Below are 18825 nucleotides of genomic sequence, written 5' to 3'. Positions count from 1 at the left end.
GGGTTGGGTGTCAATTAATAGCCCTTCCGGCCTGCTGCTTCAGGCTTTCGCCCATCGGCCCGAGCGAAGCAGGTTGAAGAGCCGCTACGGCCTGCACGCACATCAGGCGGCAGGCACATCTTTTTTTAGCGGTGCTGATCATTCAAAAGTAGCTAATCAATGCGCGGCTGTCCGGCGGGACAACTCGGGTTGAAGATTTGAGCTGCGGCGTCCCCAGGTAGAGAAAACCGACAATCGCATCCTGGGGACGGCAATTGAACGCCTCGCGTACCGGCTCTGCCTCTGTCCAGGCTCCGCTACGCCAGATACCGTTAAACCCCTGCGCGGCGGCGGCCATTTGCATCGCCATAACGGCGCATCCGGCGGAAACCACTTGCTCCCAGCGCGGTACTTTAGGATGGTCTTCACAATGTGCCACCACGGTAATGATCATCGGCGCACGATATGGCGCAAGCCGCGCTTTCTCAATGGCTTTTTCATCCAGCCGTGCATCACACGACAGTTTTTCCAGCAGCGCGCTAAAGCGGTCACGTCCTTCATTCTCGATAATGATAAAGCGCCAGGGCTTTAGTGTGCCGTGATCCGGCGCGCGCTGGCCTGCACGCAAAATATTCTCCAATGCTTCACCTGCCGGGGCTGGCTCAGCCAGACGGGATGCAGAGCGGCGGTTGATCAGTAATTCCAAAGCATCCATAGCACCCTCCTGATAATCGTTGTCTCAGGCAGAAACTAGCACAGGATGATGTTTTGTTACAGCATTGCACTTTTTCCTGCTGACAATTCCGCCCCTGATAATTAGGATGTTAGCCATTACTGCCCGGTTTAGCGGATGCCAAGTGGCAATGATCCTCCGCACCGGGCATTTCATTGCCATTATGGAGAGTCTATGCGCGTGTTATGGCGGATTATCGCTACTATCTTTAAGTGGACGTGGCGGATGCTGAACTTCGTTCGCGAATTTGTGCTTAACCTGTTCCTGATCCTGCTGATTGTGGTCGCCCTGGGGCTTTGGTTCCAGTTACATAATGCCGGCACGCCGGCTGCGACGCAAAAAGGCGCGCTGGTCGTCAACCTGAGTGGTGCGGTGGTGGACAAACCGTCCGTCAGCAATAAATTCAGCAAGATTGGCCGCCAGCTGTTAGGTGCCAGCAGTGGCCGCCTTAAGGAAAACTCGCTGTTTGACGTGGTAGACGCCATTCGCCAGGCAAAAGACGATACCAATATCACCGGTATGGTGCTCGACCTGCGTCACTTTGCCGGCGGAGATCAGCCATCGCTACAATATATCGGTAAGGCGCTGCGTGAATTCCGTGACGGCGGTAAACCCATCTTCGCCACCGGAGAGAGCTACAGCCAGGCACAATACTATCTTGCCAGCTTTGCTAACAAAATTTACCTCTCGCCGCAAGGTAACGTTGACCTGCATGGTTTCGCTACCAACAGACTGTATTATAAAACATTAATAGATAAGCTGAAAATCAGCTCTCATGTGTTCCGCGTGGGCACCTACAAGTCAGCGGTAGAACCTTTCCTGCGTGACAGTATGTCACCAGAGGCGCGTGATGCCGATGGTCGCTGGGTCGGGGAACTGTGGCAAAATTACCTGAATATGCTGGCCGCTAACCGTCAGATAACCGTCGTTCAGGTCTTCCCTGGCGCACAGGGCGTGCTGAACGGGCTACAAAAGCTCGGCGGGGATACCGCTCAGTACGCGAAAGAAAATAAGCTGGTGGATGAACTGGCGTCTTCGTCGCGGGTTGAACACGAGTTGGTCAAAACCTTCGGCTGGGATAAAGGAACGAACCATTATCGCGGTACCAGCATCTATGACTATCAGGTGAAGGCTAACGGCAGTAGCGACGGGAATGTGGCGGTCATATTGGCCAACGGCGCGATCATGGATGGCGAGGAAGCGCCGGGTAGCGTCGGCGCAGACACCACCGCACTGGAGATCCGAGCAGCGCGCCTTGATCCTAAAATTAAAGCCATCGTCTTCCGCGTTAACAGCCCTGGCGGCAGCGTGACGGCCTCCGAGACCATTCGTGAAGAGCTGGCTGCTGCGAAGGAAGCTGGCAAGCCTGTGGTGGTCTCTATGGGCGGTATGGCGGCTTCCGGAGGCTACTGGGTATCAACACCGGCCAATTACATCATTGCCAGCCCCAATACGCTGACCGGTTCGATTGGCATCTTCGGTGTCATCAACACCGTAGAAAGCTCACTGGACGCCATTGGCGTGCATACCGACGGCGTGGCAACTTCACCGCTGGCTGATGTGGCCAGCACCAAGGCGCTGCCGCCGGAAGTGCAGCAGATGATGCAATTGAGCATCGATAAGGGCTATCAGAACTTCATCGGCCTGGTGGCTAAATCACGTAACAAAACCAGCGAGGAGATTGACAAGATTGCTCAGGGGCATGTCTGGACCGGCAGTGACGCGAAGGCGAAGGGTCTGATAGATGCGCTGGGTGATTTTGATGATGCGGTGGCTAAAGCGGCAGAGCTGGCAAAACTCGACAAGCCACAACTGAGCTGGTATCAGGGCGAGCCAGGTTTGCTGGATATGTTGTTCAGCCAGGTAGACGTTTCGGCACATGCTGCGCTTCCAGCCACCCTGAAAGCCTATCTGCCTGCCCCGATGTTTGATGTTATCTCGGCAATGAAAAAACAACCGGGCCTGATGGATAATCTCAACGATCCGCAAAACCGCTATGCTTTTTGCCTGACCTGCGGAGAGGTGAAATAACGGGCAGCGTCGTACATCATTCCATTGTGTGACGTCACCTTAGCCCGGCCATCGCTGGTCGGGCTGCTTCCAACCCTGTTTACCATTATACTGCGCTCTTTGAGGCATTCCTGAGTTTACCAATGCAAAAGAAATCCATTTACGTCGCCTATACTGGCGGGACCATCGGCATGCAGCGCTCCGAGCATGGCTTTATTCCGGTTTCCGGCCATCTGCAGAAACAGCTGGCCAATATGCCCGAGTTTCACCGGCCAGAAATGCCTGATTTCACCATCCATGAATATCAGCCTTTGATTGATTCGTCAGATATGACGCCGCAAGACTGGCAGACCATCGCCGATGATATAAAGCAAAACTACGATCGCTACGACGGTTTTGTTATCCTGCACGGTACTGACACCATGGCGTTTACCGCCTCGGCTCTCTCATTTATGCTGGAAAACCTCGCCAGGCCGGTTATCGTGACAGGGTCACAGATACCGCTTGAACAGCTGCGTTCCGACGGGCAGCAGAATTTGCTGAATTCGTTATTCGTTGCCGCCAACTACCCGATTAATGAAGTCACGCTGTTTTTCAATAACACCCTGTATCGTGGCAACCGCACCACCAAGGCACATGCCGACGGTTTTAACGCTTTCGCCTCGCCCAATCTGCCACCGCTGCTGGAAGCGGGTATCCATATTCGTCGTCTCAATACCCCTCCGGCTCCTGCTGGCGAGGGTGAATTGGTGGTGCACCCGATCACCCCGCAGCCTATCGGGGTGGTTACCCTCTATCCCGGCATTTCGGCCGAAGTGGTGCGCAATTTTCTTCAGCAGCCGGTTAAAGCGCTGATCCTGCGCTCTTACGGCGTGGGTAACGCGCCACAGAATAAGGCGTTTCTTCAGGAGCTTAAAGACGCCACCGGGCGCGGCATCGTGGTGGTGAATCTGACCCAGTGTATCTCCGGCAAGGTCAATATGGGCGGTTACGCCACCGGAAATGCGTTGGCACATGCAGGTGTGGTGAGCGGCGCAGATCTGACCGTTGAAGCCACGCTGACCAAGCTGCACTACCTGCTGAGCCAGGATCTGACCAGCGATGAAATCCGCCAGCTGATGAAGCAGAATCTGCGTGGCGAACTGACCCCGGATTGAGGCAACCATGAGCATACGTCAGGCACTATTATTGATAGACCTGCAAAATGACTTTTGTCCCGGCGGGGCGTTGGCCGTCAGCGAAGGGGATCAGACCATTGCCGTCGCTAACCGCCTTGCTGCCGATTTCCAGCGGCGTGGCGAGACGGTGATCGCCACCCTCGACTGGCATCCTGCAGGGCATGGCAGTTTTGCCTCCAACGCCGGGACTATAGTGGGAACCCAGGGCGATTTAAACGGCTTACCCCAGATCTGGTGGCCGGATCATTGCGTGCAGCATAGCCACGGTGCGCAGCTGCATCCTTTGCTCGATCGCGCGGCAATCAGCCTGCTGGTGCACAAAGGTGAGAATGCAGAAATTGATAGCTACAGTGCATTTTATGATAATGGCCAGCGCCATCAGACGCTGTTACACGGCTGGCTGAGTGAGCTTGGCATTACTGCCCTGACCGTAATGGGCCTGGCGACCGATTACTGCGTGAAATTTAGCGTGCTGGACGCACTGGCTCTGGGCTACCGGGTGACGGTGGTGACAGCAGGCTGCCGGGGCGTTAATCTGCATCCTGACGACAGTGACAATGCCCTGCTATCTATGACTCAGGCAGGTGCGATCCTCATTTAACCCTGTGCAGGGCGGGGTCGGAACTGGCTGACCCCTCTTTGGCTGCGCTAACTCATCCCTGCAGGGATCATTTACTGGAGCCTGATGCGCGTCACCGCCTCGTCGCAGATGCCGAACTCCTCTTTCAGCTGCTTTTTGCTTTTCATCACTATCTCCCCGCCCTTTGCCACACTCATATGTTGCGGGTTGTCATTGTTTCGCGCCTGCCAGAGTAGCACCAGCTGCAGGCTATGCTCTTTTTGCTCCGGCGTCAGCGCAACGCCATCGGCCCATTTGCCGGTTTCTACGGCGGTGACCAGGCGCTGATACACCTCCGACGTCATGCCGGCGATCATTTCATCCAGTTCCATCATGACTCCTTAGCCCGGCGTTTTATTGCCATCGTCATCGGTAAAACTCAGCGAGGCTGAATTAACACAAAAGCGTTCGCCTGTTGGCTGCGGGCCATCCGGGAAAACATGGCCGAGATGCGCGTCACAACTGCCACAGCGGATTTCAATGCGCTGCATGCCGTGAGTGTTATCCTCCAGATAGCGGATAGCCTCGTCGCTGTAGGGCTGATAAAAGCTGGGCCAGCCGCAGCCAGAATCATATTTAGCCCCCGACAAGAACAGCGACGCCCGGCAAACCAGACAATGGTAAATGCCGTCGCTTTTGTTGTGCAGCAGCTTGCCGGAGTACGGAGGCTCGGTGCCACGCTGTTGCGTCACATAGTGCTGCATTTCAGTTAAGGCGTTTTCGGATGAAAAAGAGGTGTCTTCATTAGCCATATTCAACTCTCTGACCAGGTTAATCCGTCAATTACAACTCATATTCTAACAAACACTTAACAACGTCAGGTGGATTTTTTGTGATCGCCCGGCAAGCTTTTGTGGCCAGACTTAAAATTGTGATGCAGATCACCATTCAGAGCTTGCCCCCTTTAGAAAAGAACAAACTGCCCCAAAATCAGTCCTGCCATTCGTTAAGAAACCGGTTTTATGTTGAATAATTCCTGATCTCTGGTTGATTTGTCGCAACTATTGACACGATTCCGCTTGACGCCTGGTAAGGTTTTTGTAATTTTACAGCCAACCTTTTATTCACTATCAACAAGCTGGTGGAATATATGACTATCAAAGTAGGTATCAACGGTTTTGGCCGTATCGGTCGCATCGTTTTCCGTGCTGCTCAGGAACGTTCTGACGTAGAAATCGTTGCTATCAACGATCTGCTCGACGCAGAGTACATGGCTTACATGCTGAAGTATGACTCAACTCACGGGCGTTTTAACGGCACCGTAGAAGTCAAAGACGGCCATCTGGTTGTTAACGGCAAAACCATCCGTGTTACCGCTGAGCGCGATCCAGCGAACCTGAAGTGGGATGCGGCCGGCGTTGATGTGGTAGCTGAAGCAACCGGTATCTTCCTGACCGATGAGACGGCACGTAAACACATCGAAGCTGGCGCTAAGAAAGTGGTACTGACTGGCCCGTCTAAAGATGATACCCCGATGTTCGTCATGGGTGTGAACCACAAGGCTTACGCGGGTCAGGCTATCGTTTCTAACGCCTCCTGCACCACTAACTGCCTGGCACCGCTGGCGAAAGTCATCAACGATAAATTCGGTATTGTTGAAGCACTGATGACCACTGTTCACGCGACGACGGCGACCCAGAAGACCGTTGACGGCCCGTCTCACAAAGACTGGCGCGGCGGCCGTGGCGCATCGCAGAACATTATCCCTTCTTCTACCGGTGCTGCGAAAGCGGTAGGTAAAGTGATCCCTGAGCTAAACGGCAAACTGACCGGTATGGCGTTCCGCGTTCCTACTCCTAACGTTTCCGTTGTTGATCTGACTGCACGTCTGGAAAAGCCGGCGTCTTACAAAGAAATCTGTGACACGATTAAAGCGGCTGCCGAAGGTGAGTTGAAAGGTATTCTGGGCTACACCGAAGATGAAGTGGTTTCTACCGATTTCAACGGCGAAAAACTGACCTCTATCTTTGATGCTAAAGCCGGTATCGCCCTGAATGACAACTTTGTGAAACTGGTATCCTGGTACGACAACGAAACAGGTTACTCGAACAAGGTTCTGGATCTGATTGCTCACATCGCTAAATAAGTTATCAGCCGCATAAACTGGCAAGACTTAAGGCAGTTTAAGGCTGGATGTGGAACAAACCTGAGGGCGACGCATGTCGCCCTTTTTTGTCGCTTAATTCTGGAGGCTGTCTGATGAACGAGAACATATTCTCCCTGCCTGTGCTTAACCCGTTGACCCCCTACCTCTCACAGCGCCAGCTGGGCGAGTTACCGGTCATTGTCATCACCCATCCCAAAGTACGCGCGGCCGTTACCCTTCAGGGCGCCCAGCTGATTGCCTGGCAGCCCACGGGTGAAAAGCCCGTTATCTGGCTTAGCGATAAAACTCCTCTGCGTGACGGAAAAGCGATTCGCGGCGGTGTGCCTGTTTGTTGGCCCTGGTTTGGCCCGGCCGGCGAGCCGGCACATGGCTTTGCCCGTCATCTGCCCTGGGAGCTTTTTGCACATGATGAGAACGAACAGTGCGTCATGTTGACGCTGGTATTGAAAAGCAGCGAGAGAACCAGGAAGTTATGGCCACACGATTTTACCCTGTTTGCCCGGTTCCGCTTTGGCGAACACTGTGAGATTGAACTTGAAGCACATGGTGCATTTGAGTCAACTGCCGCACTGCACAGTTACTTCGCCGTGGCGGATATCGGCGGCGTTTCGGTCAGTGGCCTGGGGCCGGGTTATATTGATAAAGTCAAAGATGGGGTGACGGGAACGTCTGACGACGGCGTACAAACCTATCCTCAGCGCACCGACCGTACTTACACGCAGCCTGACGATTGCAGCGTCATTAGCGATAACAGCGGAGAGCGGGTGATTGAAGTGCATCACCATTACCACAGTGACGTTGTCACATGGAATCCGGGACCCGCGTTATCATGTAGCATGGCCGATATGGCCAATGACGGATATAAAACCATGGTTTGTGTCGAAACGGCGCATATCAGTCAGCCAATGATCAGCAGCGACGACAGGCCAGCCCGACTGGCAACCACCTTCAGGGTTCGTCGAAAAAAGTGAAGTTTGCCGGGCGTATACACAACCCAGCCCAATCCTGAGTGAATACGCCCCGGAATGCAGAAACTGTAGTGCCGTTAAGCCGCTAAGGCCGCCAGGGGAGTCAAACGATGTCCAGCGCCACCCTGGCCGCTGGTGGGGGGAATGCCTGATTAATCAGGGCCAATTCATCACGACGAAAATTAAGCATGCCCGGGGTAAAACGTTGATACCCGCCAGGCGCGGTCGTGCCGAACGTTCAGCGCGTTACCGACGACCTGTTCCGCACCGCCATCGGCATACATCTCTGCGCTGTTTGTCAGGGTAAGGCTCATCTCCAGCCCCGTTAATAAAGCGGCAACCTGCTGCTGAGGCTGTCCGGCATATTCCCCCATAAACCACGTTCCCAGCCGATAGCAGGCCGTGCTGCGCCGTCAGTGATGACAACCGGTAGACTCATCAGGCTCTCCCCTGCTCTGTTTTGGTGCATTCCGATGATGCAAAAGGCGTAATGCGCCCTGAATACGGGCGCTCAGGCCATCAGAATGTGTAGCTCACCCCGGTGAATAACAGCATTTGTGCCTTTTCATCAACCATCGGGCTGTCTTTAATTTCGCTACCGGGACGCAAATAGCGGCCGGACAACATGGCATTCCAGTTTTCGCTTATTTTCCATCCCGCGCTCAGCTCCAGATAAGGGCTCCAGCTGCTATCGGGATCATAACTGTCAACACCACTGCGTTGGGATTCATTCGGGGTGACACCGTAATAGTAGCGATTTTGCCGGGCGCTACTCCATAGCGCTCCGATACCTGGCGTCAGGCTGAACTGACCGACTTCAAAGCGATAAAGATACGCTACATCCCAAATAATACCGTTGCTGTTATCAAGCATATCGCCTGCCAACGTGGTACGTACGATGCCCCAGTCTGCGCTATGACGATATGCCAACCCGCCCATCAGCGTCATACGGCGCTTGTTGAGCGATTTCATATCGGCGTCATCGGCATCATCGGGATCGTAATTTTGCGGTGAACCAATAACCGTCAATGACAGCTGATCCTGCGGGTCTTTCCACAAAAAATATCCCGCCTGCAGGCTACGAATATAGAAGCTGTCCCCTTCATAATTGATGACGGGCAATGGGTAGTAGCGATCCTGTCCACTTTTATACGGGCTTTGACTGTAGAGCAGCCCGCCTCCCAGCGTTAAGGGATTGGCCTGTGCCAGCGGTGCCATTAAGCAGCAGGGTAAAAACGCAGAAAGCGCGGTAAATTTGAAATGGTTCACAACTTGTTCAATCCATAAATATAACAATCGGACTGACATTCTAAACGGGATGTGTTGTCTGCGTCAGAGAATCATACAACCTGTAACACTCTGAATTCACTTTCAGCCATTTGCGCTGCCGCCGTATAGCAACTGGAGGCTTGCAGGATCCTGTCAGGGCGCAGCAGTCAAGACTCAGGCTGTGCGTCAATGTAACTTTGTTATTGAAATTTCATTGAAAACTACGCTAATTCAGGAAATTTTCTGAATGCGATCTACGCTTAATAATGAACTACCCAGTTCGGTGAGCAGGCGACCCTCATTTTAAAGCAGGCCTATAAATCATGCCAGGTTGGCATAAGGGTTGCTGTACTCAGCTATGAATTCTTCAGGAGTGGTTATTTCTTCAGCTCCTGGTATCTGTGCTATACCCCGATAATTCGGGTTGCAGGAAGGCAGCTTCACCGTGAGCCCCGACCACTTATCAAGTCAAGCGGTTCGGCCATGCAAGCGAAGCGAACCTACCTGCAGCGCGAAGTATTTCCGGTATAAAAACAAAAGGACGGGCAACGCCATGAATATATTCGATCACTATCGTCAGCGTTATGAAGCTGCCAAGGACGAAGAGTTCACACTGCAGGAATTCCTGACTATTTGCCGTCAGGATCGCAGTGCATACGCCAATGCGGCGGAACGACTATTAATGGCCATTGGTGAACCTGTGATGGTCGACACCGCTCTGGAGCCTCGCCTTTCACGGCTTTTCTCCAACCGCGTCGTCGCGCGTTACCCGGCGTTCGAAGAGTTTTATGGTATGGAAGAAGCGATTGAGCAGATCGTCTCCTACCTGAAACATGCTGCGCAGGGCCTTGAAGAGAAGAAACAAATTCTTTATCTGCTGGGGCCGGTGGGCGGGGGTAAATCTTCTCTTGCTGAACGGCTGAAATCACTGATGCAGCGCGTACCGATTTATGTGCTCACCGCAGACGGCGAACGCAGTCCGGTCAATGACCATCCGCTGTGCCTGTTTAACCCGCAGGAAGATGCCAACATTCTCGACAAAGAATATGGCGTACCCCGTCGCTATCTGGGTACGATCATGTCGCCGTGGGCCGCGAAGCGTATGCACGATTTCGGCGGGGATATCACCCGTTTCAAGGTAGTGAAAATCTGGCCGTCGATACTGGAGCAGGTTGCCATCGCCAAAACCGAGCCGGGTGATGAAAACAACCAGGATATCTCGGCGCTGGTGGGTAAAGTTGATATCCGCAAGCTGGAAAATCATGCGCAGAACGATCCTGATGCTTATGGTTATTCCGGCGCGCTGTGCCGGGCGAACCAGGGAATGATGGAGTTTGTCGAGATGTTTAAAGCGCCGATTAAGGTGCTTCATCCTCTGCTTACCGCGACTCAGGAAGGTAACTATAACGGCACAGAGGGCATTTCCGCCCTGCCTTTTAACGGGATTATTCTGGCGCACTCGAATGAATCAGAATGGGTTACGTTCCGTAATAACAAAAACAATGAGGCATTCCTTGACCGCGTTTACATCGTTAAGGTGCCCTACTGCCTGCGCGTTTCGGAAGAGATAAAAATCTACGAAAAATTGTTGGTTAACAGTGAACTGGCGCATGCGCCCTGTGCGCCGGGAACCCTGGAAACGCTGGCGCGCTTTTCCATCCTGTCGCGCTTAAAAGAGCCAGAGAACTCCAGCACCTACTCCAAAATGCGCGTCTATGACGGTGAAACCCTGAAGGATACCGATCCTAAGTCGAAATCCTATCAGGAGTACCGTGATTACGCCGGCGTGGATGAGGGGATGAACGGGCTGTCTACGCGCTTTGCCTTCAAAATCCTTTCGCGCGTATTCAATTTCGACCACGCCGAAGTGGCAGCAAACCCGGTTCATCTGTTCTATGTGCTTGAACAGCAGATAGATCGCGAGCAGTTTCCACAGGAACAGGCTGAAAAATATCTTGAATTCCTGAAGGGTTACCTGATCCCGAAATATGCCGAATTTATTGGTAAGGAAATTCAGACTGCCTACCTGGAGTCCTATTCAGAATATGGTCAAAACATTTTCGACCGTTACGTCTCCTATGCTGACTTCTGGATTCAGGATCAGGAATATCGCGATCCGGATACCGGCCAACTGTTTGACCGCGAAGCGCTGAATGCGGAGCTGGAAAAGATTGAAAAACCGGCCGGGATCAGTAATCCAAAAGACTTCCGTAACGAAATCGTCAACTTTGTGTTGCGCGCCCGCGCTCATAACAGCGGCCGTAATCCTAACTGGACCAGCTACGAGAAGCTGCGCACGGTGATTGAGAAAAAAATGTTTTCCAACACCGAAGAGCTGCTGCCCGTCATTTCGTTTAACGCGAAAACGTCTACCGACGAGCAGAAAAAACACGATGATTTTGTCGATCGCATGATGGAAAAAGGCTACACCCGTAAACAGGTTCGCCTGCTGTGCGAATGGTATTTACGCGTCAGAAAATCGTCCTGAACCGGCAGTCGCATCCGATCGGGCAAGGGGCATGTGCCCTTACCCGGTTGGTAACCATTTTGGGGGAGCTATGGCCTATTTTATCGATCGGCGTCTTAACGGTAAAAACAAAAGCGCGGTTAATCGCCAGCGTTTTTTGCGCCGCTACAAATCGCAAATAAAACAGTCGATCTCCGGAGCCATTAATAAGCGTTCGGTCACCGACGTAGAGAGCGGCGAATCCGTCTCGATTCCAATAGAGGACATTAACGAACCGAGTTTCCATCAGGGACGCGGTGGAGAACGCTATCGCGTTCATCCCGGCAATGACCATTTTGTGCAGAACGACCGCGTTGAGCGCCCCCATGGCGGTGGCGCAGGCGGGAGCGGTCAGGGCAATGCCGGAAAAGATGGCGAAGGACAGGACGAATTCGTCTTCAATATCTCTAAAGACGAATATCTGGACCTGTTATTCGAGGACCTGGCGCTACCGAATCTGAAGAAGAATCAGCAACGACAGCTTACCGAATATAAAACCCACCGCGCCGGCTACACCGCTAACGGCGTCCCGGCAAATATCAGCGTGGTGCGTTCCTTGCAGAACTCGCTGGCGCGGCGCACGGCCATGACCGCCGGTAAACGGCGTCTGCTTGCTGAATTGGAAGATTCTCTGCTGCGGGTGGAACAAAGCGAACCCGCTCAACTGCTGGAAGAACAGCGGTTACGTAAGGAAATAGAGGAGCTGCGTGCGCGTATTAAGCGCGTGCCTTTTATTGATACGTTCGATTTGCGCTACAAAAATTTTGAAAAGCGCGCGGAGCCTTCCAGTCAGGCAGTGATGTTTTGCCTGATGGATGTCTCCGGGTCGATGGACCAGGCCACCAAAGATATGGCTAAGCGTTTCTATATCCTGCTCTATCTTTTCTTAAGCAGAACGTATAAAAACGTCGATGTGGTTTATATCCGCCATCATACTCAGGCAAAAGAAGTGGATGAGCAGGAGTTCTTCTATTCACAGGAAACCGGGGGCACCATCGTTTCCAGTGCGCTCAAATTAATGGATGAAGTTGTCAAGGAACGCTATGACCCCGCGCAATGGAATATTTATGCAGCGCAAGCTTCAGATGGCGATAACTGGGCTGATGATTCGCCATTGTGCCATGAAATATTGGCCCGGCAGATTTTGCCGGTGGTACGTTACTACAGTTATATAGAGATTACCCGCCGCGCTCATCAAACTCTGTGGCGTGAATATGAACATCTGCAGACCAATTTCGATAATTTTGCCATTCAACACATCCGTGAACAGGAGGATATTTATCCGGTATTCCGTGAACTGTTCAAAAAACAGGTTGAAGAGAATTATTAACTTTATCCGCCTCAGCCGGCATTACATCGGTTGAGCTGCTGCTCATCTGGCTGCTGGCTGGCGCCCCAGGCCTGGAGGAAGTTGCCACCCGCGTTTCGGGGCTTCGCTTAAAGAGCAGGTTATCAACCTGCTCTTTTGAGTCATTCAGGTTGTTCGTTACCCTTTAGTCCGTTCAAAGTCGGCATACATTCCATTTATCCTACAAAAAAACAGGCGCTGTTGGTGATTTTCCGAAATTTTTCACCAATTAATCACAATAAGGTTTCCTGGTATAAAAGTTACCAATAAGCTCTACAATTCACTGCTGTTTTAACAAGTTTTTTTGTTACTATTATACGTCGGTGAAAAATATGTATAAAATTTCTAAACCCCTCTCTCCCCAACAACAAACACAAAACCCACCTTACAAGCGCTAGATTTACTTAAAATTGAGGAAGGGTCTACACGCAATTTAGGTAAGTACATTCTTAATATAAATAACAGTAATGGCAGTCGCTTTGTTATGGTTATGCCCCGTGCAGGAACCGTTATGGCTGAGGGGGTGGCAGGGCGAAAATTCAATAAGTGAACTCATCTATCGTCAGCGGCGAGGTGATTTATATGGCAGAATATGACTTCATCTTGAACAGGTTTCTCTGGAAAGCAATAAGTTTTGTGCAACATAGTTAAATGACCACCCTTGTTTAATTATAAAGTGTCTGATGGGGTCTGCTGCCATTGCAGCGGCTCCACCTTTTATTGTCCAAATGCAGAATACACCCACTAAATAGCTTGGCCACATAGCCTGGCCACGCTGGCCCGCTTCTCTTCAGCCCCCTTGCGCTAAACAGATTAGAGATGCCCCCCTTTTATCGCTCGCGCCATCGATTTAATTACAGGATGCCCATTTGCCATCAATGAGGTCAAAAGTCACGCTCAACCGAGCGCTCTGCGGTGGTAAAAATGTTCAGAATCCGCTTTGGCTGGCAATCAACAGTTTGATTGCCTTTTCTTAGCTCTGTGAACAACATTTATTCCTTTGAATTTTACGCTATTATATCAAGACTCTATTTAAGGCGCTTGAAGTCGTCTGATTCGCTTACAGTTTTTGACAATCAGCGTCGTCAGATAACACACTGTAAAAATAGTTTTTATTCTAAACAGGAGAAGTACACATTGGAAGCCAGCGCGATTTACAGTCTCTTCATCATTGGTTCAGTGCTGGTTGCCGCAAGCATTTTGCTCAGCTCTTTTTCCTCCAGATTAGGGATCCCGATCCTGGTTATTTTCCTTGCCCTTGGCATGCTGGCTGGCGTAGACGGCATCGGTGGCATCGCCTTTGATAACTACCCCGCCGCATACCTGATAAGCAATCTGGCTCTTGCGGTGATCTTACTTGATGGTGGAATGCGCACCCAGGCCAGTTCTTTTCGCGTCGCTTTAGGTCCGGCGCTTTCACTGGCAACGGTTGGTGTTCTGATCACCGCCGGGCTGACCGGACTGGCCGCCGCGTGGCTGTTCGATCTGAATGTGCTTAACGGTTTTCTGGTCGGTGCGATAATTGGCTCCACCGACGCGGCAGCGGTTTTCTCACTGTTGGGCGGCAAAGGCCTGAATGAACGCGTCAGCGCCACGCTGGAAATCGAATCGGGCAGCAATGACCCGATGGCCGTTTTTCTCACCATCACGCTGATTGAGATGATCCAACAGGGGCAAACGGGGCTTAGCTGGATGTTTGTCGTACATCTGGTTCAACAATTCGGCCTGGGTATTGTACTCGGTCTGGGCGGCGGCTGGGCGCTGCTGCAGGTGATCAACCGCGTGTCGCTGGCCAGCGGCCTTTACCCTCTGCTGGCAGTCAGTGGTGGCATTCTGGTTTTCTCGCTCACCACCGTGCTGGAAGGCAGCGGTATCCTTGCCGTTTATCTGTGTGGTTTTGTGCTAGGCAACCGCCCAATCCGCAACCGCCACGGTATTCTGCAAACTTTTGATGGCATGGCATGGCTAAGCCAAATTGGAATGTTCCTGGTGCTGGGACTGCTGGTTAATCCCGCTGACCTCTGGCGTATTGCTCTACCGGCTACCCTGCTTTCTCTCTGTCTGATACTGGTTGCTCGCCCGCTCTCGGTGATCATCGGGCTGTTACCTTTCCGTGGGTTTAATATTCGCGAGCGTATGTTCATCAGCTGGGTAGGATTGCGCGGTGCGTTACCGATCATTCTCGCGGTATTTCCGATGATGGCGGGCTTACCTCACGCGGCGCTGTTCTTTAATATCGCCTTCTTCGTGGTGCTGGTTTCACTGATGGTTCAGGGCACTTCACTCGGATGGGCCGCACGTAAAGCACGGGTGGTGGTGCCACCGCTGGCGTCGCCCATCTCCCGCATCGGGCTGGATATTCACCCTGAAAACCCTTGGGAACAGTTTGTTTACCAGCTCAGCGCCGATAAATGGTGCATCGGTGCAGCACTGCGCGATCTGCGCATGCCGCGCGAAACACGTATCGCCGCCCTGTTCCGAAATAACCTGTTGCTCCATCCAACCGGCAGCACCCGCCTGAAAGTCAATGATGTGTTATGCGTTATTGGCCGTGAGCGCGATCTGGCAGCACTGGGCAAACTGTTCAGCCAATCGCCGCCGGTGTCGTTAGATCAACGTTTCTTTGGTGACTTTATTTTGCAGGCAGACGCTCTGCTACAGGATGTTTCACAAATCTACGGCATTGAACTGGATGAAGAAACGGATACGCAACAAACGCTGGGCCAGCTGGTTTCCGGCATCATCGGCGGCGCTCCGGTGGTAGGCGATCAGGTAGAGTGGAAAAATATGCTGTGGACGGTCGCCGAGAAAGAAGCTAACGAAATCGTCAAGATCGGCGTAAAGGTACAGGATGAGTAATATCCCTGCCTGCATGCAGGGCTAAGCGCTTGTCTGATCAGCATGCTATGAGCATATTCGAAAACCGCCTCTGTTTACCACTGGCGGTTTTTTATTATCCTCTTAAGGTTCATCTTATTGTCAAATAAGCCTATTTCGCTGTTATTGCTCCGTCCCTGAATTAATTTTTCTGATGCACTTTTCCCCTGCTTGATCTTTAAACACCTTTTAGGATTTTCCCGTATTAACGAAAACCAGTAACTGCTGCATACTGATATTCTTATCATGTGGCTGAATACTGCTATGTCCGGCTACACAGCACAGTTATCGTTGTTACTGTAACGAGCAGGTTACATAAAATTATGTTGGTCAACCTGGGGTTTAATATGTCAACTGCTGGATCCGTAGATTATCCTCTGCAGGTCATTGCTCCCTTATAAAAGAGAACATGAATTATGGCAAGTACTCTGATAATTAAAGACAATCGCCGTACGTTAAGCGGTTCGCGAAAGAATGTTATTGCCAAAGTAGCTCTAAGCTTATCTGATTTATTCTCAATAAATTTAGCCCTTTTTTTATCGGCTGCGACCGTAAAGGCTATTTGGGGTGATCTGGATATGTTTATTCCAGCCCAGCAAATAGAAATTCGTTTTATTGCCCAGTCTGTCATGTCCATATTGTGCACCGCCTGGTTCTGGATGCGACTGCGTCATTATACCTATCGCAAACCTTTCTGGTTTGAATTAAAAGAGATCATTAAAACGCTGATCATTTTTTCATTGCTAGACCTGGCTCTTATTGCATTTTCAAAATGGGATTTTTCACGCACGCTGTGGAGCTTTACGTGGATATATGCCCTTATTTTTGTGCCGCTGCTGCGTTCCTCTGTTAAAAACACCATTCTGAAAACCGGGCATTGGCAGAAGCACACTATTATTATTGGCAGTGGTAGAAATGCGCACGAAGCATTTGCCGCACTGCAAAGTGAAGAGCTTCTCGGCTATGACGTTAAGGCATTTGTTTCGCCAGGCGGGGGCCATACAACGGAGGGCAGTTTCAACGGCATTCCGGTCATCGATCAACAGGATATTATATGGGATTCGGTCGATCTCGATAATACGCAATTCATCGTGGCGATGGAAAACGATCAGCGCGCATTGCGCGACCACTGGCTGAAACTACTCTCAGGCAAAAAGTGCCGCTCTGTTTCGGTGGTTCCTACTCTTCGCGGCGTGCCGCTTTACGGTACGGACATGTCGTTCGTCTTCAGCCACGAGGTGATGTTATTGCGTGTCAGTAATAATCTGGCTAAGCGCTCATCGCGATTCCTGAAGCGCACCTTTGATGTGGTCGTTGCCTCTCTGCTGCTGTTATTCCTTAGCCCTGTTTTCGCCGTGATCTGTTGGCTGGTGAGACGTGATGGCGGCAGCCCGATCTACGGTCATGAGCGCGTTGGCCAGGATGGTAAGAAATTTAAATGTCTGAAATTCCGTTCCATGGTAGTGAACTCGACTAAAGTGCTGGAAACGCTGCTGGCTACCAGTGAGGCAGCTCGCATCGAGTGGGATAAAGATTTTAAACTGAAAAACGATCCTCGCATCACGCAACTTGGCGCGTTTATGCGAAAAACCAGCCTTGATGAACTGCCCCAGCTGTGGAACGTGATCCGTGGGGAGATGAGCCTGGTGGGACCGCGCCCGGTGGTTGAAGCCGAGCTGGAGCGTTATGCCGGTGATGTCGATTATTACCTGATGGCGAAACCCGGTATGACCGGTTTATGGCAGGTTAGCGGGCGAAACGACATAGATTACGATACTCGCGTCTATTTCGATTCCTGGTATGTCAAAAACTGGGCGCTGTGGACGGATATTGCCATTCTGTTTAAAACCGCCGGCGTGGTACTGCGTCGTGACGGAGCTTATTAAGCTGACCCGCCCATTGCGGGTGACAGTCGTGCCACGGCACAGGGCGTGACTGTCACCTTCTGAGGAGCGCTTTTCTAAATTCATGCTTTTCTTTTCCATCGGTTAACTCTAACCTGTCCGGCTTGCTTTAACCCGGACACTCACCCTGCCATGCAAAAATTTACTCTGCTATTGCTCAGCCTGGTTCTGCTTGCCCCGCTGGGTATTGATCTCTACCTGCCCACGCTGCCCGACATCGCCAGCGGTCTGAACACGCCCCTAACCGCCATCCAGACCACTGTTCCGCTTTTTTTGCTGGTCATGGGCCTGGGACAAATTGTTGCCGGCCCGCTGGTCGATAATTTCGGTCGTAAACCGATCGCCTTACTCGGCCTGCTGCTTTACGTTACCGGCAGCGTTCTGGCGGCAACCGCCACCGGCTGGCCTCAATTCCTGTGCGCCCGCATCGTCCAGGGCTGCGCCGTGTGTTGTACCGCCGTGGTCGCTTTCACTGGCGTGCGCGACCGTCTTGACGGTGACGATGCGGCACGCGCCTACGGTTTCCTCAACGGAGCTTTGAATATTGTTCCGGCGCTGGCACCGATGCTGGGTGGCTTTCTGGCCGCAGCATTAGGCTGGCGGGCAAATTTCTGGTTCCTGGGTGCCTTTGCGGTGTTTATTGCCATACTCATCGCCCTCTTCCTGCCGGAAACCCGTCCACTTGATACCAGAAAAGTGAAGGGGTTGCCGTTAGTGCAATATTGGAAAATTCTGCGCCAGCCACGCTTTTTCACCTTTGCCTTTGCCAACGCGGGCGCGCTCGGCATGGTGCTCACCTATGTGTCGCTGGCACCGCAGGTGCTGATGACGGAAGGTCAGCTCAGCGCCATGCAGTTTTCCATGGCCTTTGGCGCAAATGGTTTTTGGATCATGCTGGTCAGCGTGGGGGTGAATAAGCTAATCCGCAGAGCGGGTCGCCCTTTCTGCCTGGCGGCAGGCGCGCTGGCCATGGTCGCCGGAGCCATCATGTTAATGGCAGGAGTCTTGTTGCTGCCTGAAAGCTGGCAGACAAACGGGTTGCTTTATATGTTACCGGTTGCCGTCGCCGTTGCCGGACTGGCATTTATCGTCGGCCCCGCCACCAGCTATGCTCTGGAGCCGTATCAGCAGCAGGCCGGGGTTGCTTCCGCGCTGGCAGGCTGTATTCAAATGGCGGGAGGAGCGTCCATCGGGCTGTTAGCGATGGCCATTCCCGTAGCGGAAAAGCCGGCTCTGAGCTTGATGATGCTGGCCGGGGCGCTGCTGGCGATCATCTCCTGGCGGATGAGCCGCTCAGAGCGCGGCACGCTGACCGCGCTCTGAGCGT

The 18825-nt window shown here is 52.2% G+C and carries 15 protein-coding genes; 10 read left to right on the top strand and 5 right to left on the bottom strand.

Features of this window, described 5'->3' with window-relative positions:
• Positions 1-142: 142 nt before the first annotated feature.
• Positions 143-694: an NAD(P)H nitroreductase gene (locus EPYR_RS08270; protein ID WP_012667947.1), complete on the bottom strand. Its 552-nt coding sequence runs from the start codon at positions 692-694 to the stop codon at positions 143-145.
• Between the two features lie 192 nt (positions 695-886).
• Between EPYR_RS08270 and sppA the strand changes: the two genes are divergently transcribed.
• The 3 genes from sppA to pncA all read left to right on the top strand — a co-directional run bounded on the left by sppA (position 887) and on the right by pncA (position 4501).
• Entirely contained in the window at positions 887-2743 is a 1857-nt protein-coding gene (sppA, locus tag EPYR_RS08265; RefSeq protein WP_012667946.1) for a signal peptide peptidase SppA, read from the top strand.
• Between the two features lie 122 nt (positions 2744-2865).
• Positions 2866-3879: an asparaginase gene (ansA, locus tag EPYR_RS08260; protein WP_012667945.1), complete on the top strand. Its 1014-nt coding sequence runs from the start codon at positions 2866-2868 to the stop codon at positions 3877-3879.
• Between the two features lie 7 nt (positions 3880-3886).
• A complete protein-coding gene (pncA, locus tag EPYR_RS08255; protein WP_012667944.1) occupies positions 3887-4501 on the top strand; it encodes a bifunctional nicotinamidase/pyrazinamidase in 615 nt (204 codons plus the stop codon).
• A 71-nt stretch (positions 4502-4572) separates the two neighbouring features.
• On the opposite strand, the gene EPYR_RS08250 is transcribed toward pncA, so the two are convergent.
• Positions 4573-4851: a YeaC family protein gene (locus EPYR_RS08250; RefSeq protein WP_012667943.1), complete on the bottom strand. Its 279-nt coding sequence runs from the start codon at positions 4849-4851 to the stop codon at positions 4573-4575.
• A gap of 9 nt (positions 4852-4860) precedes the next feature.
• Entirely contained in the window at positions 4861-5271 is a 411-nt protein-coding gene (msrB, locus tag EPYR_RS08245; RefSeq protein ID WP_012667942.1) for a peptide-methionine (R)-S-oxide reductase MsrB, read from the bottom strand.
• A gap of 338 nt (positions 5272-5609) precedes the next feature.
• On the opposite strand from msrB, the gene gapA reads away from it, so the two are divergent.
• Together gapA and EPYR_RS08235 are read left to right on the top strand one after the other, a co-directional pair.
• The gene (gene gapA / locus EPYR_RS08240; RefSeq protein WP_012667941.1) at positions 5610-6605 is read left to right on the top strand and encodes a glyceraldehyde-3-phosphate dehydrogenase; all 996 of its coding nucleotides are present in this window, start codon (positions 5610-5612) and stop codon (positions 6603-6605) included.
• Positions 6606-6718: 113 nt separating this feature from the next.
• Positions 6719-7597, top strand: a complete 879-nt coding sequence (locus EPYR_RS08235; protein ID WP_012667940.1) for a D-hexose-6-phosphate mutarotase — start codon at positions 6719-6721, stop codon at positions 7595-7597.
• 179 nt (positions 7598-7776) lie between these two features.
• On the opposite strand, the gene EPYR_RS08230 is transcribed toward EPYR_RS08235, so the two are convergent.
• Entirely contained in the window at positions 7777-7968 is a 192-nt protein-coding gene (locus EPYR_RS08230; protein ID WP_014538864.1) for an aldo-keto reductase family protein, read from the bottom strand.
• 145 nt (positions 7969-8113) lie between these two features.
• Positions 8114-8902: a MipA/OmpV family protein gene (locus EPYR_RS08225; RefSeq protein ID WP_014538862.1), complete on the bottom strand. Its 789-nt coding sequence runs from the start codon at positions 8900-8902 to the stop codon at positions 8114-8116.
• Positions 8903-9416: 514 nt separating this feature from the next.
• On the opposite strand from EPYR_RS08225, the gene yeaG reads away from it, so the two are divergent.
• From yeaG to EPYR_RS08200, 5 genes are all read left to right on the top strand, one after another.
• On the top strand, positions 9417-11351 hold the full coding sequence (gene yeaG / locus EPYR_RS08220; protein ID WP_012667938.1) for a protein kinase YeaG: 1935 nt from the start codon (positions 9417-9419) through the stop codon (positions 11349-11351).
• Between the two features lie 70 nt (positions 11352-11421).
• Complete coding sequence (locus tag EPYR_RS08215; RefSeq protein ID WP_012667937.1) at positions 11422-12699, top strand: YeaH/YhbH family protein; 1278 nt, start codon at positions 11422-11424, stop codon at positions 12697-12699.
• 1155 nt (positions 12700-13854) lie between these two features.
• Positions 13855-15576: a potassium/proton antiporter gene (locus EPYR_RS08210; protein WP_012667936.1), complete on the top strand. Its 1722-nt coding sequence runs from the start codon at positions 13855-13857 to the stop codon at positions 15574-15576.
• Positions 15577-16010: 434 nt separating this feature from the next.
• Complete coding sequence (wbaP, locus tag EPYR_RS08205; RefSeq protein ID WP_012667935.1) at positions 16011-17480, top strand: undecaprenyl-phosphate galactose phosphotransferase WbaP; 1470 nt, start codon at positions 16011-16013, stop codon at positions 17478-17480.
• Between the two features lie 150 nt (positions 17481-17630).
• Positions 17631-18821 carry a multidrug effflux MFS transporter gene (locus EPYR_RS08200; protein WP_012667934.1) on the top strand — a complete coding sequence of 397 codons (1191 nt, stop codon included), beginning with the start codon at positions 17631-17633 and terminating at the stop codon, positions 18819-18821.
• The last annotated feature ends 4 nt before the right edge of the window (positions 18822-18825 follow it).

It is taken from the genome of Erwinia pyrifoliae DSM 12163, assembly GCF_000026985.1.
Classification (GTDB): domain Bacteria; phylum Pseudomonadota; class Gammaproteobacteria; order Enterobacterales; family Enterobacteriaceae; genus Erwinia; species Erwinia pyrifoliae.
Note: the sequence above shows the minus strand (reverse complement) of the source record. Positions and strands in the feature narration are given on the sequence as shown.